Source organism: Streptomyces sp. NPDC003691 (assembly GCF_053981115.1).
In genome coordinates this window covers 44,882-57,709 of sequence record NZ_JBSFNQ010000034.1, presented here as the reverse complement: position 1 = coordinate 57,709, position 12,828 = coordinate 44,882, and the positions used below count along the sequence as shown (strand labels likewise).

The following is a 12,828-nucleotide window of genomic DNA, read 5'->3' as shown; positions in this document are numbered from 1 at the left end:
CCTTCCGATCGATTACTCACACTCATCGAGCCTTGAGGAGATCGCCGTTGTTCCCGGTCCGGCGGGTTGTTTGGCTGAGGGACATGGCTTCGCAACCAACGGTGGCGCACACCGGACCCGCAACGGCACGGACGACTCCCCGGCAGTGGCTGGCGCTTCTCGTGCTCTCCCTGAGCACTTTTACGGTCGTGACCTCGGAGATGATGCCGGTCGGGGTGCTCACCCCGATGGCCGGCGGACTGGGGATCTCCCGGGGCGCCGCCGGATTCAGCCTGACCGTCACCGGGCTCGTCACGGCCGTCACCGCCCCCGCGGTCCCGCGGCTGCTGGGCGACCGCGACCGGCGCACGGTCCTCGCGGCCGCGATGGCGGTCCTCGCCGCGGGCAACGCCCTGACCGCGGTGGCGGAAGGCTTCGGACTGCTCGTCGTCTCCCGGATCGTCCTCGGCCTGGGCATGGGAGCGGTCTGGGGGCTGGCCGCCGCCGTCGCCCCCCGGCTGGTCGCGCCCCGCCGCGCCGCGCTCGCGGTCTCCGCCGCCGTCGGCGGGGTCGCGGCGGCGTCCGTCGCCGGGGTGCCGCTGGGCACGCTGGCCGGCAACGCCTTCGGCTGGCGGGCCGCGTTCGCCGCCCTGGCCGGGGGAGCGGTCCTCCTGGCCGCCGGACTGCTGACGGCCCTGCCGCCGCTGCCCCGCCCGCAGGCCCCGGCGGGCGCCACGGGAGCGGCCGCCCGGGAACCGCTGCCGCGCAACCGTTCCGTCGCGGCCGGGCTGCTGCTCGTCCTGCTCGTCGTGACCGCGCACTTCGCCGCGTACACCTATGTACGGCCGGTCCTGGAGGAGCGTGCCGGACTGGGCGCCGGTACCGTCGCGCTGGTCCTGCTCGGCTACGGACTCTTCGGGCTGGCCGGGAACTTCGCGGCCGGGGCCCTGGCGGCCCGGCGTGCCGGGGCCACGGTCCTCGCGCTCACCGCGGGCATCGCCCTCGCCACCGCGCTGCTGGCCCTCTCCGGCGGCGGCGCGGGTCCGGCCGGGGCCGCCGTCGCCCTCTGGGGGCTGGCCTACGGAGGACTCTCGGTGGCCGGACAGCTCTGGATGACCCGGGCGGCCCCCGGCCGGGCCGAGCAGGTGACCGGGGTCTATGTGGGGGTCTTCACCGCGGCGATCGCCCTGGGCGCCTTTCTCGGCGGCGCCGTCGTGGAAGCCGCCGGGACCACCGCGCTGCTGTGGGCCGCCGCGGCCCTCGCCGCCTTGGCGCTCCTTCTCGGGCCGGCGGTCGGCGACCGGAACACGGCGGGGAGCCGCAGCCGTTCGGCCAGCGAACCGGGCGGTGCCGCCCCGGGTTCCGGAGCCTCCGCCCCCTGAACCCCGGCTCCGGGGACCCGGCCTCCGGAGCCCCGGGCGACCGGGGCTCCGGGGCTCGGCGTGCGTCAGCCCTGGTGCTGCCACCAGAACGAGGCGGGGCGGTAGTGCCGGTCGACCCCGAGTCGCCGCCAGAGCGGGCGCAGCAGTGACCACAGCTCCGGATCACCGTGGACGAATGCGTTCGGCAGCCGGACGCCGAACCGCTCGGGGGCCGCGGTCAGCATCGCCGCCAGCAGATACTGCTCCGAGTAGAACCGCCACCGCCAGGAATCCGGGTAGTCCGCGGGCAGCATGATGTCGTGCACCTGTATCAGCACCCCCGGCTTCAGGCGGGGCAGCACCTCGAAGAAGAAGACCATCACATCCGACCCCATGTGCAGCCGGTGCGAGCCGTCGAGAAAGAGGATGTCCCCCGGCTCCAGCTCCTCGAAGACCCGGGGGTCCGCCTCCTGGAGCGGTACCCGCACCACCTCGTCGCAGAGGGCGTCGATCGGTGCCCGGGGCTGCGGGTCGACCGAGGTGATCCGGGTGGGCAGCCCGAGGTCCTCGACGGCACGGCGGGCGAACTTGGTGGAGTTGCCGGAGCCGATCTCCAGATACCGGGCCGGTTTCGTGGCGGCGAGCATCCCGTACAGGGCGAGGGCGTCCAGCGGGGGAAGCCAGGTGTTGCCCCAGTACGGGGCAGAGCCCAGCTCCCTGCCGTCCACGGGGATGGCGGCGAGCGCGTCGGAGTGGTCGAGGAAGCCGGTCAGCAGCTCCGCGTACTCCTCCCGCCGCTTCTCCAGTAACTCACGGACCGGGGCGAGTTCGGCGCGGGGCTGCGGGGTGACCACATGGTCCAGGAAGACTGGCTTGGCCAGTCCGGAGGCCCACATCACCAGCCCGAAGGCGGTGGGCCTGCGTTCCAGCCGGTCGAGACCGCGCTGGAGGACGGGGAAACGCTCGAACAGGGTGGGGGGAGTTTCTCGGACCGGGTTCGGGTTCTGGGCACGCAAGGGAGAGAAAGCCTTTCGGTCGCGGTGGGGCCGGTAAGGACGTGCTCTGTGCTGTGCGGCTCTGCGGTGCCGGGGCAGTGGGGTGCGCCCGTGCGGTCGGCGGAAGATCCGGACCCGGTGATCATTTCCCCGAACTCCCGCCGGAAACCCCGGCCGGGCGGTGCTGTCGGGGAGGCGCTGGTGGGAGGCCGACGGCCCGGAGCTGCCCGGCGCACCCATGGGGACGGCCCGCCGGTGCCACGGCGCGGGCACCGGCGGGCCGGGTCTTCGGTGAACCGGTCCTCGGTGAACCGGTCTTCGGCGGACGGGGTCTTCGGCGAAGGGCGAAGGGCGAAGGGCGAAGGGGGCGGCGGTCGGCGGCTCAGGCCGCCGGCCGGGCGGACACGCCCAGGGCCTCGTCGATCGCGGACGGCAGCCAGTCGCGGAGCGGGGAGAAGCGGAATCCCAGGTCCGCGGCGCGGGCGTTGCTCATGGCGTAGTGGCGGTCGAAGGAGTACGGCGATGCCTCCTCGCCCGCGGCGACCGTCCGGAACCGCGGGGTGCGCCCGGTCCGCTCCGCGACGGCCGCGGCCAGTCCATGGACGTCGAGAGGCTCGTCGGAGCAGGCGTTGAGCGGACCGGTGAAATCGGTACGGGTGGCGGCCCAGAGCAGACAGTCCGCCATCTCCTCGTGGTGCACGAAGACGGATGGCAGCGGCCGTTCGTGGACGGCGATCTCCGCACCCCGCACGACGCGTTCCGTGTAGTGGGCCAGCCGGCCGGTGAAGTCCCGTGCGCCGCCGCCGAGCACATGGGCGACCCGGACCGTCGCGAACTCGAAGGCCGCTTCCCGGGTGAGTACGGCCTCCGCCTGGCGCTTGCCCTCGGAGTAGTGGGCGTCGAGGAATTCCTGGTCGCGCCAGGGAAGTTCGGGCCGGACGGCCCAGCCCGCGGGGCTCACGTTCCCTTCGGTCAGCAGCGTGCCCTCGGGTACCGGCGGCAGCGCCGCCGTCGCCGGGTTGTAGACCTCGATGGTCGAGGTCAGGACATACCGCCGGGTGCGCCCGCCGAAGACCCGGACGGCGTCAGCCGCCTGGAGGGGGCTGTAGCAGAACTGGTCGACGACGGCGTCGAAGGTACGGGACCCCAGGGCCGCGCCGAGCGCGGCGGTGTCGTCGCGGTCGGCGACGACATGGTCGACGCCCGCGGGCGCCGCGGCGGAACCCCGGTTGACCAGGGTGACCCGGTGCCCGGCGGCCAGCAGCCGCCGGACCAGGAGGACGCCGAAGTAGCGGCTGCCGCCGATCACACAGATTCTTTGCATGCCCTCATCGTGGAGTCCTAGGGTCCGCAGTGGAACTGACCGTTCACTGGATGTGTATTAAGGAGAACTGTTGATCGATGTGCAGCGGCTCCGGGTATTGCGGGCGGTGGCCGAGTGCGGGAGCTTCAACCGCGCGGCGGCCGCCCTGGCCCTCACACCGTCGGCCGTCTCCCAGCACATTGCCGCGCTCGAACGGACCCTCGGCACGGCCGTGGTCGCCCGCAGCACCCGCGGCGCCCGCCTCACCGAGGCCGGCCGGATCATGGTGAGCGCGGCCGAGTCGGTCGCCGCCGAACTGGAACACGCCCGGCAGCAGGTCGACCGGCTCGGTACCGGCCGCCCCCAGCTCACCGTCGCCACCTTCACCAGCGGCGGCAGGTTTCTGCTGCCCGGGGCCCTCGCCGCCCTCGCGGCGACCCGGCCCGGCACCATGCTGCATGTGCGGGAGGCGGAGCCCGAGGACGCCCTGCGCCTGGTGCGCAAAGGGGCCGTACACCTCGCCCTGGCCTACTGTTTCGACGGTCCGCTGCCCGGCGGGCGCTCCGGTGCGGAGTGGATCCCGCTGCTGGACGATCCGCTGCGTGTCGTCCTGCCGGAGGGGCACCGGCTGGCGGACCGGCCCTCGCTGGACCTCGGTGAACTCGCTGCCGAGCCCTGGGTGCTGGGCTGCCTCAGGACCGAGGAGTATCTGCGGCGCCACGCCGAGCGGGCCGGGTTCGTCCCTGATGTGCGCGGCACCACCAGCGACTACTTCTTCGCGTGCTCCCTGGTCGCCGCCGGGGTGGGAGTGTCGCTCATCCCGTCCATCGCGCTCGCCCAGGAGACCCCGCGGGGCGTTCGCGCCGTACCGGTCGCGGCACCGGACCCGGTCCGGCGGATCGGGATCGCGGTGATCGGCCGCCGCCGGGACGACCCCCTGGTCTCGGCGCTGATCGGAGCGCTGCGGGACCGCGCGGCGGCCGCCGCCCGCTGATCCGGCGGCCGGGCTCCCACGAGTACGGAGCCCGGCCGCCGCGGCCTTCTCAGCCCGCCGTCACCGTGTCCTCGAACGCCGTGCCCGCCGTGCGGTACCCGGCCACCCGGGACGCCACCTCGGCCGGAGTGAGCACCCGGTCCTTCACATGGAGCACCCAGTCGACCTGCTGCTCATAGGTCCGGGGTGTCGTGGACGTCTGGCCCGCGAGGCTCGTCAGCCACTGGTTGAACGCGATCAGCATGCCCCGCTCCGGCAGATAGGCGGAGCTGTGCGTACCGAACAGCCTGCCGTCGACGTAGTAGCGGATGTCCTGGTCGTCGATGGTGAACACGAGGTCGCGCCAGCCGCCGAAGCTCGCGCGCTCGACGGTGTGCGTGTTCAGGACCTGCCCGGTGACCGGGTGGTAGGTCTCCCAGGAGGTGGTGAAGAAGGCGTTCGAGGTCTCGCCCCAGCCGCCGTTGGGCAGATACTCGAAGTCGTACTCGGCGTAGTCGTCGGCCATCGGGGACTTGAGGTCGTTGATGGCGAAGAACGTCTGGATCACATGGTCGCCGTCGGGGCCGTTGACGGGCGCGTCGGCGAACTTCACCCGGGCCGCGTAGGTGCCGTTGCGGAACTTCATGGTGTTGGTGGAGATCTCCGCCTGCCGGGTACTGGCCGCGGTGCCCTCCGTCGAGGTGCTCAGCTTGAGGAAGCTGCCGCCGCCCTCGGTGGCGAAGCCGATGTTCTGCGGGGACCAGGTCGCTCCGGGCACCCCGGGGCCACCGCCCCAGCTCCGGATCATCCAGCCGTTGGCCGTGAGCCGGGGGTCGTTCGCCGCCGTGTAGGAGAAGTCGTCGAACAGGGTCTGGGCGGGCGGCGGATCGACCGGCCCGCCGGGTTCGGTGCCCCAGACGGTGCTGCCCGACAGTTGCGCCGTGACCTTCGGCCAGTCGGCGTAGGTGCTCTGCCCGGAGCCGAAGGAGTGGTCGTCGCTCTGGACGAGCTGCTGCCAGTCGGCGCGGTGGAAGCGCACCTGGATATCGCCGCTGTCGGCGCCCGGCGCCAGGCTGCCCGCCCCGGCGGTGAAGCCGATCTCCAGATAGCGGTCGGCCGTCGCCGTGGGGTTGGCGAGGGTGCCGAAGGTGCCGGTGATGTTGGCGCAGCCGCGGACCGCCCAGTCGCAGGAGAAGCGGTAGTTGGTGGTCGCGGCGTCGGCCTTGAGGTAGTAGCGGAGCTTGACCCCGCTGAGCGGTACGGCGGCGGTACCGGTGTTGCGGACCTTGAACCAGGGGGCGGACTGGGAAGCGGTGGCGCCGCTCACCCCGGTCCGGTACTGCACGGCGAGGGTTCCGCCGGAGGCGTTCGCGGTGCCGGGGAGCGCCGCGAGCCCGGCCGCGCCGAGGACGAGCGCGAGCGCGCCTGCCGCCGGGATGCGCAGCCGGTTGTGGGGGGTTCTTCGCATGACCTGCCTCTCCGATGAGGAACGAGACGGACGAATCGCCCGGCCGGGGCCGGGCGACGCCGATGATCGTACTGAAGAGCGAACCCGAACGGGGGTGCCGGAGAGCGGCCGAATCGCGTCCGGCGAGTGATGAACAACCCGTTTGTGCAGCGGAGTTGGGGGTACGGGCCGTGAGGCCGGCCCTGCTGCGGCGGGGGCGCCCGGGCCCCGGGCCGGGAACCCCGGGCCCGTGCCGCCGCCGGAAGCCGGGGCGGGGCCGCCGTACGGGGTGTCGCCCACCGCACCGCCTCCCCTACAGTGCGTGACGGTGGGTCGACCGCCGAAGACGTATCGACCGCAGAACAGGAGCAGCCCCGTGGCCACCCATGTCCGCCCCGGCCCGCCCCCACCGGCCGGGCGCCCGGTGCCCGCGCTGGACCCCGCCGTCGTCGCGCACTGGCGGTCGGAGGGCGGTGAACTCGTCGACCTCTTCGCCCGGGCCGCCCGCGGCCACGGCGGACTCGTCGCCCTGCCCCTCGGCCCGCGGCCGTCCGTGCTGGTCACCGGCCCCGAGGCGGTACAGCAGGTGCTCGCCCTCCGCCCCGACCGCTATGTCAAGCGCTCGCACCGGGCCGGACTGCTGATCGGCGACGGGGTGCTGGCCGCGACGGGCGAGGCCTGGCAGCGCCAGCGGAAGCTCCTCCAGGCCCAGTTCACCGGGCGGGGCATGCGGCGGTACGAGCAGCGGATCGCCGCGGCCGCCGGGGTCGCCGCCGGACGCTGGGCCGCCGCCGCGGAGAGCGGCGAGGTCTTCGACGTCGGCGAGGAGATGCGCCGTTTCGCCCTGGACACCATCTGGCGCGCCCTCACCGGACACCCGGTCGACCCCCGTACGGAGCACGACCTGGCCTCCGTGCCCGCGGTGGTCGCCGCACTGCCGAGCCTGCCCGCGGACCGGGCGGCCGCCGAGGGGGCCGTCGCCGCCGACCTGGCCCGGATCGACGCGCTCGCGAGCCGCGCCGTTGCCGCGGCCCGGGCGGGTGCCGGGCCGGACGGCGCCGGACTGCTGCACACTCTGCTGACGGCCGCCGAGACCCGCCCCGAGTACACCGACCGGCTGATCCGCGACGAGCTGGTCACCCTGCTCCTCGCCGGTCACGAGACCACGGCCACCACCCTGACCTGGCTCCATCTCCTGCTCGACCGGCACCCCGAGGAGCGGGCACGGGTCCTGGCCGCCGGGCCCGAGGGCTCACCGGAGCGGCGTCAGGCCGTCCGGGCCCTGGTCCACGAGACGCTGCGCCTCTACCCGTCCGCCTGGCTGCTGCCGCGCTGTGCCACCGAGGACGACGTGCTCGCCGGTCACCGAATCGACGCGGGCACCGACGTCCTGGTCTGCCCCTATCTGACACACCGCGACCCCGGGGTCTGGGACGATCCGGAGCGGTTCGACCCGGAGCGCTTCACCGTGCCCGGCCGCCGTCCGGCGCATCCGGGCAGCTATCTGCCCTTCGGTCTCGGCCCCCGCGCCTGTCTGGGCCTCCAGTTCGCGCTTCTGGAATCGGCCGTTCTGCTGGAGCGGCTGCTGCCGGGCCCCGTCCCCCGGTTCCGTTCGGTCCCGGCCGGTGCCGTGTACGGGATCACCGTCCGGCCGGACGGCCCCACCCCCGCCACCCTGGGCCCGCCCCAGGGGTGACGCCCGCCCTCAGCCGGGCGCGGGCCGGTCGTGGTCCGGGGTGAACATGCCCACGAGGGAACGGAAGGACGCGCGGTAGACGCCCGGTGTGGTGCCGTTGACGCGCTGGAAGTGGTGGCGGAGATTGGCGGGCGTCCCCAGCCCCGTCTGCGCCGCGATCTGCTCCACCGGGGCGTCCCCGCGCTCCAGCAGCCACTGGGCCCGCCGCAGCCGGGCCCGCAGCAGGTACTGGAGCGGACTCAGCCCCGTCCCGACCCGGAACCGCCGGGTCAGGGTGCGCACGCTGGTGTCCGCGCGGGCGGCGATGTCCGCCAGGGTCAGCGGCCGGTGCAACTCCTCCTCCAGCCAGCTCAGGACCGGCCCGAGATCCGCCGCCGCGTCCGCCGCGGGCCCGGGAGCCGGTGGTACGGCGCCGGGCGCCGCCGTCTCCGGCGGTTCGGGCAGCCGCAGGAACAGCCGCCGGTCCACCTCCTGCGCCACCGCCTCGCCGTGGTCCTCCCGGACGAAGTGCAGCGCGAGGTCCTTTCCGCCGAGGACACCCGCGGAGGTGACACAGGGGCCGTCCACGACGGGGGCCTCCCCCGGATCCGTGGTGATCCGCGGATACCGGCGGGCGAGCGGTCCGGTGTACCGGCGGTCGGTGGTGGCCCGCCGGCCGTCGAGCAGTCCGGCGGCCGCGAGGAGGAACGTACCGGTGCCGACTCCGCCGATCCGGCAGCCCCGGGCCGCGGCGGCGCGCACCGCGTCCACCACCGCGGCCGGGGGCTCCGCCCCGAAACCGGCGTAACCGGGCACGATCACCGTGCCCGCGCCGTCGAGGCCGTCGAGCCCCAGCGGCACGGCGACCCGGAACGGACCCGGACCGGCCGTGGTGACGGCGCCCGCGGCCGAGCAGAGCCGCACCTCGTAGCCCGCCCGGTGGCCCACGGCCCCGGAGACCGCGCCGAACAGCAGCCCGGGGGTGGTGAGCTGATGACCGGGGACTCCGTCGAGCAGGAGCAGCGCCAGAACGTCCATGGCCCGAATTTAATCAAGGGTGGCAACGCTTTGGCTGTTTCTGGATGGTCGGCCGCCCGGAGGATGGGAGCACACCACACGGAAGCCGGGGAATCCCCCGTACTCCGTACTGCTCGGATAAACCTCCCAAAAGCAATAAAGGGGATAGTTGCCATGATGCGCCGGACCACCCAGCAGAAGACCACCCGCACCCGCGGAACGATGGCGCGCCTGGCCGTGCTCGGCGCGGCCGCCGCACTCGCCGTCGCCGGAACGGGCGGTACCGCCGGGGCCGTCGTCAACGGCGAGGACTCCACCCAGCGGTACTCGTTCATGGCGTCCGTCCCGATGGAGCTGGCCCTGCCCGACGGCGGCACGCTGAAGGGGGTCTGCGGCGCCACCCTGATCCACCCCCAGTGGGTGCTCACCGCCGGCCACTGCGCCGACCCGCGGGTCGGCGCGAAGCCCTCGGGGACGGTCCGCGTCGGCAGTGAGTACCGCAGCTCCGGCGGCTCGGTCCGGACCATCGTGAAGACCGTCGTCCACCCGGACTACAGCACCCCCGAGCGGCGGGGCCACCACGACCTCGCCCTGCTCCGGCTGGACCGCCCCGTCGCCCAGGCCCCCGCCAGGATCGCCGACCGCGCTCCCGAGGTGGGTGCGCCCACCCGGGTGCTCGGCTTCGGCACCACCGTGGACTCGCTCTCCCTGTCCGACTGGAAGTTCGCCGAGCGGCTCCAGCAGCTCGACACCCGCCGGGCCGCGGACTCCGACTGCACCGGCTTCAAGCCGGGCGCCGAACTCTGCACCACCTCCCGGGTCCCGTCCGCGATGGCCTGCGCCGGTGACTCCGGCGGCCCCCAGATCCAGCGGATCGGCGGACGCTGGCAGCTCGTCGGCGCCACCTCCGGCGACGGCGACTCCGACACCAACCCGTACTGCGCGGGCGGCCCGGGCGTCTGGACGTCCGTACCGGCGCACAAGGGCTGGATCGCGAAGACCCTCGCCCAGCACCGCTGAGCCCCGCCCGGGGGACGGCGGCCCGGGCCCCGGTCGCCGCGCCGTTGCCCCGCCTCCGCCAGGGAACCCGTGCCCGGGGGCCCGCCGGCGCCGTTCCGGCAGCGCTTCGGCGGTCCGGGCAGGCGTGGTCCGCCGGGTGCGGCCCTGCCCCGCGGTGTACAGCGCGTGCCCGCCGCGGGCGGTCCGCCGGGGCCGCGCCCCGCTCCCGGGGCGCGGCCCCGGCGGCGAGGAACCTTCCGGGGGGGCAGGTCGTAACAAGGCGCCGCCCGCGCGGGCCCGGCCCGGCACCGGCTCCGGGTACGGTCGGGGCATGCCCGTGGTCGCCCTGCTCGTGTCCGACGGAGTACCCGCACACCAGCTCACCGCCCCCGCCGCCGTGTTCGACGCCGCGGCGGCCGCGGGCGCCGCGCCCGGCGGATACGAGCTGCGGATCTGCTCGGCCGCGCCCGAGATCACCACGGCCGGGCCGGTTCCGCTCCGGATCACCGTGCCGTACGGGCTCGACTGCCCGGCCGGCGCGGACGCCGTGGTCGTCGCCGGGCGGGACGGCGTCCCCGGCGCACCGCCGCCGGAGGTGTCGGCAGCCCTCGGCGCGGCCGCCGCCCGCTCCGCGTGGACCGGGGCCGTCGGCACCGGCGCCTTCACCCTCGCCGCCTGCGGACTGCTCGACGGGCGGCGGGCCACCACCGAGTGGGGCCATCTCGCGGAGTTCGCCGCCCGCCACCCGGGGGTCACCGCCGACCCCGCCGGAACCCCGGTCAGGGACGGCCCGTTCACCACCGCGGCCGGCGTCCTCGGCGGAGTGGACCTCTTTCTCCGCCTCGTCGCGCACGACCACGGGCCGGACGCCGCCGACCGGACCGTCCGCTGGATGATCGCCCCCGTGTACGCCGACGCCGGGGCCACCCGGGAGGGGATCGAACGCGAGCTGGCCGGGACCGCCGGGCTGGAGCCCACCCTGAACTGGCTGGCCGCGAACCTGCACCGCCCGCTGCCGCTCGCCGATATCGCCGCCCATGCCCGGATGAGCGTCCGCAGCCTGAACCGGCGCTTCCGCGAGCAGACCGGGCTCACCCCGCTCCAGTACCTGCTGAAACTGCGCGTCGACCGGGCCCGGCAACTGCTGGCCGCCGGGGACGGAACGGTCGAGGAGATCGCCGCCCGGACCGGTTTCGGCTCCCCGGCAGGCTTCCGCCGCCACTTCCAGCGGCTGACCGGAACCACTCCGTCGGCCTGCCGCGGTACCGGCGGCCGCACCGCGCCCCGAAGCCGGTAGAACCCGTCCCGGCCCGCCCGGCCGGGCCCGGAGCCGTAGGCCCGGCGGACGAACGTCCCAGCTCCCGGCGTACTCCGGAGCGTGTCCGGGAGCGAACCGGACTATGCGTTCACCTGTTCGTATGACCATGAGTGCGGTTATGTCCGCGCCAAACCTCAACGGCACCGAGTTCACCGGTTCGTAGGATCAAATGCGGATCTGCATGGCTCAACGGCCGTGGCAAAGCCTACGGTTCTGGCGGATCCGGGGCCGCCCGGAATCCACCCTTCTCCCGCACCGATTCCGAACTGCGCCGATGCTGAACGCTGCCCTCATGAAGGAGAGCACTGCCCGATGACCGTGGACACCAGCCCGGAGCCCCAACAGCAGGATCCGATTCCGCAGAGCAGCCTCGGCACGGCGGCTGCCCGCAACCTCGCCACCACGACCAAATCCGCCCCGCAGATGCAGGAGATCACCTCCCGCTGGCTGCTCAGGATGCTGCCGTGGGTCGAGGTCTCCGGCGGAACGTACCGGGTGAACCGCCGTCTGACCTACACCGTGGGCGACGGCCGTATCGAGTTCGTCCAGGACGGGGCCCAGGTCCGGGTGATCCCCCAGGAGCTGGGGGAACTGTCCCTGCTGCGGGGCTTCGACGACAACGAGGTGCTCGCCGCCGTGGCCGGCCGCTGCGTCCAGCGCGACTTCCGCGCCGGTGAGGTGATCGTGGAGCGCGGCACCCCCGCCGAGCAGATCCATCTGATCGCCCACGGCCGGATCGAGCAGATCTCGGAGGGCCCGTACGGGGACGAGACCGTGACCGGGGTGCTCGCCGACGGCGACCGCTTCGGCCAGAGCGCGCTGCTCGACCCCGACGCGGTCTGGGAGTACACCGCCGTCGCCAGGACCGCCGGAACCCTGCTCACCCTCGCACGCGGCGACTTCGAGTCCGTGACCGCGGGCTCCCCGGCCCTCCAGGCCCATCTGCGGGAATTCGTCTCGCTGCCGGAACAGCGGCAGAACCGCCTCGGCGAGGCGGAGATCGCCATGTCGGCCGGCCACGAGGGCGAGGTGGCGCTGCCCGGCGCCTTCGTCGACTACGAGCTGAAGCCCAGGGAGTACGAACTCTCCCTCGCCCAGACGGTGCTGAAGGTCCACACCCGGGTCGCCGACCTCTACAGCAAGCCGATGAACCAGACCGAGCAGCAGTTGCGGCTCACCGTCGAGGCGCTGCGGGAGCGCCAGGAGTACGAGCTGATCAACAACCGCGATTTCGGGCTGCTCCACAACACGGCCTTCAACCAGCGGATCCAGCCCCACTCCGGCCCGCCCACCCCCGACGACCTCGACGAGCTGATCAGCCGCCGCCGCGGCTCCCGGTTCATCTTCGCCCACCCCCGGGCGATCGCCGCGATGGGACGGGAGTTCAACGCCCGGGGACTCTACCCGGACCATGTCGACGTCGGCGGTCAGAGCGTGCCCGCCTGGCGCGGGGTGCCGATCCTGCCCTGCAACAAGATCCCCATCACCAAGGAGAACACCAGCTCCATCCTGGTGATGCGGACCGGCGAGGACAACCAGGGCGTCATCGGCCTCAACCAGACCGGGCTGCCGGACGAGTACGAGCCGGGTGTCTCGGTGCGCTTCATGGGCATCGACGAGAAGGCGATCATCTCCTATCTGGTGACCACCTACTTCTCCGCCGCGGTCCTGGTCCCCGACGCGCTCGGGGTGCTGGAGAACGTGCAGATCGCCCGTACCGGAGGCTGAGGGTGCCGGTGCGGACCACCTCAGCCGCGGGAG

10 protein-coding genes are annotated in these 12,828 nt (G+C 73.8%); 6 read left to right on the top strand and 4 right to left on the bottom strand.

Features of this window, described 5'->3' with window-relative positions:
* Window positions 1-83 precede the first annotated feature (83 nt).
* Window positions 84-1,361: an MFS transporter gene (locus ACWDR0_RS18025; protein WP_456352662.1), complete on the top strand. Its 1,278-nt coding sequence runs from the start codon at window positions 84-86 to the stop codon at window positions 1,359-1,361.
* A 65-nt stretch (window positions 1,362-1,426) separates the two neighbouring features.
* Here the strand turns inward: ACWDR0_RS18025 and ACWDR0_RS18020 are convergent, their stop codons facing one another.
* Window positions 1,427-2,356, bottom strand: coding sequence for a class I SAM-dependent methyltransferase (locus tag ACWDR0_RS18020; RefSeq protein WP_456352661.1), 930 nt, complete (start codon window positions 2,354-2,356; stop codon window positions 1,427-1,429).
* 361 nt (window positions 2,357-2,717) lie between these two features.
* Entirely contained in the window at window positions 2,718-3,659 is a 942-nt protein-coding gene (locus tag ACWDR0_RS18015) for an NAD-dependent epimerase/dehydratase family protein (protein WP_456352660.1), read from the bottom strand.
* A 70-nt stretch (window positions 3,660-3,729) separates the two neighbouring features.
* Here ACWDR0_RS18015 and ACWDR0_RS18010 point away from each other — a divergent pair, with 70 nt between their 5' ends.
* On the top strand, window positions 3,730-4,632 hold the full coding sequence (locus tag ACWDR0_RS18010; protein ID WP_456352659.1) for a LysR family transcriptional regulator: 903 nt from the start codon (window positions 3,730-3,732) through the stop codon (window positions 4,630-4,632).
* 49 nt (window positions 4,633-4,681) lie between these two features.
* On the opposite strand, the gene ACWDR0_RS18005 is transcribed toward ACWDR0_RS18010, so the two are convergent.
* The gene (locus ACWDR0_RS18005) at window positions 4,682-6,079 is read right to left on the bottom strand and encodes a cellulose binding domain-containing protein (RefSeq protein WP_456352658.1); all 1,398 of its coding nucleotides are present in this window, start codon (window positions 6,077-6,079) and stop codon (window positions 4,682-4,684) included.
* Between the two features lie 355 nt (window positions 6,080-6,434).
* On the opposite strand from ACWDR0_RS18005, the gene ACWDR0_RS18000 reads away from it, so the two are divergent.
* On the top strand, window positions 6,435-7,754 hold the full coding sequence (locus ACWDR0_RS18000) for a cytochrome P450 (RefSeq protein WP_456352657.1): 1,320 nt from the start codon (window positions 6,435-6,437) through the stop codon (window positions 7,752-7,754).
* Between the two features lie 9 nt (window positions 7,755-7,763).
* Here ACWDR0_RS18000 and ACWDR0_RS17995 read toward each other — a convergent pair whose 3' ends face one another.
* The gene (locus tag ACWDR0_RS17995; RefSeq protein ID WP_456352656.1) at window positions 7,764-8,771 is read right to left on the bottom strand and encodes a GlxA family transcriptional regulator; all 1,008 of its coding nucleotides are present in this window, start codon (window positions 8,769-8,771) and stop codon (window positions 7,764-7,766) included.
* A gap of 153 nt (window positions 8,772-8,924) precedes the next feature.
* Between ACWDR0_RS17995 and ACWDR0_RS17990 the strand changes: the two genes are divergently transcribed.
* The 3 genes from ACWDR0_RS17990 (at window position 8,925) to ACWDR0_RS17980 (ending at window position 12,795) form a co-directional block, all read left to right on the top strand.
* On the top strand, window positions 8,925-9,770 hold the full coding sequence (locus tag ACWDR0_RS17990) for a S1 family peptidase (RefSeq protein WP_456352655.1): 846 nt from the start codon (window positions 8,925-8,927) through the stop codon (window positions 9,768-9,770).
* 310 nt (window positions 9,771-10,080) lie between these two features.
* A complete protein-coding gene (locus ACWDR0_RS17985) occupies window positions 10,081-11,046 on the top strand; it encodes a GlxA family transcriptional regulator (protein ID WP_456352654.1) in 966 nt (321 codons plus the stop codon).
* 333 nt (window positions 11,047-11,379) lie between these two features.
* Complete coding sequence (locus ACWDR0_RS17980) at window positions 11,380-12,795, top strand: family 2B encapsulin nanocompartment shell protein (protein WP_456352653.1); 1,416 nt, start codon at window positions 11,380-11,382, stop codon at window positions 12,793-12,795.
* Window positions 12,796-12,828 lie beyond the last annotated feature (33 nt).

Coding starts and splice junctions, on each gene's coding strand:
- ACWDR0_RS17985 (WP_456352654.1), top strand. CDS start 10,081: ATGCCCGTGGTCGCCCTGCTCGTGTCCGACGGAGTACCCGCACACCAG.
- ACWDR0_RS17995 (WP_456352656.1), bottom strand. CDS start 8,771: ATGGACGTTCTGGCGCTGCTCCTGCTCGACGGAGTCCCCGGTCATCAG.
- ACWDR0_RS18005 (WP_456352658.1), bottom strand. CDS start 6,079: ATGCGAAGAACCCCCCACAACCGGCTGCGCATCCCGGCGGCAGGCGCG.
- ACWDR0_RS17990 (WP_456352655.1), top strand. CDS start 8,925: ATGATGCGCCGGACCACCCAGCAGAAGACCACCCGCACCCGCGGAACG.
- ACWDR0_RS17980 (WP_456352653.1), top strand. CDS start 11,380: ATGACCGTGGACACCAGCCCGGAGCCCCAACAGCAGGATCCGATTCCG.
- ACWDR0_RS18015 (WP_456352660.1), bottom strand. CDS start 3,659: ATGCAAAGAATCTGTGTGATCGGCGGCAGCCGCTACTTCGGCGTCCTC.
- ACWDR0_RS18025 (WP_456352662.1), top strand. CDS start 84: ATGGCTTCGCAACCAACGGTGGCGCACACCGGACCCGCAACGGCACGG.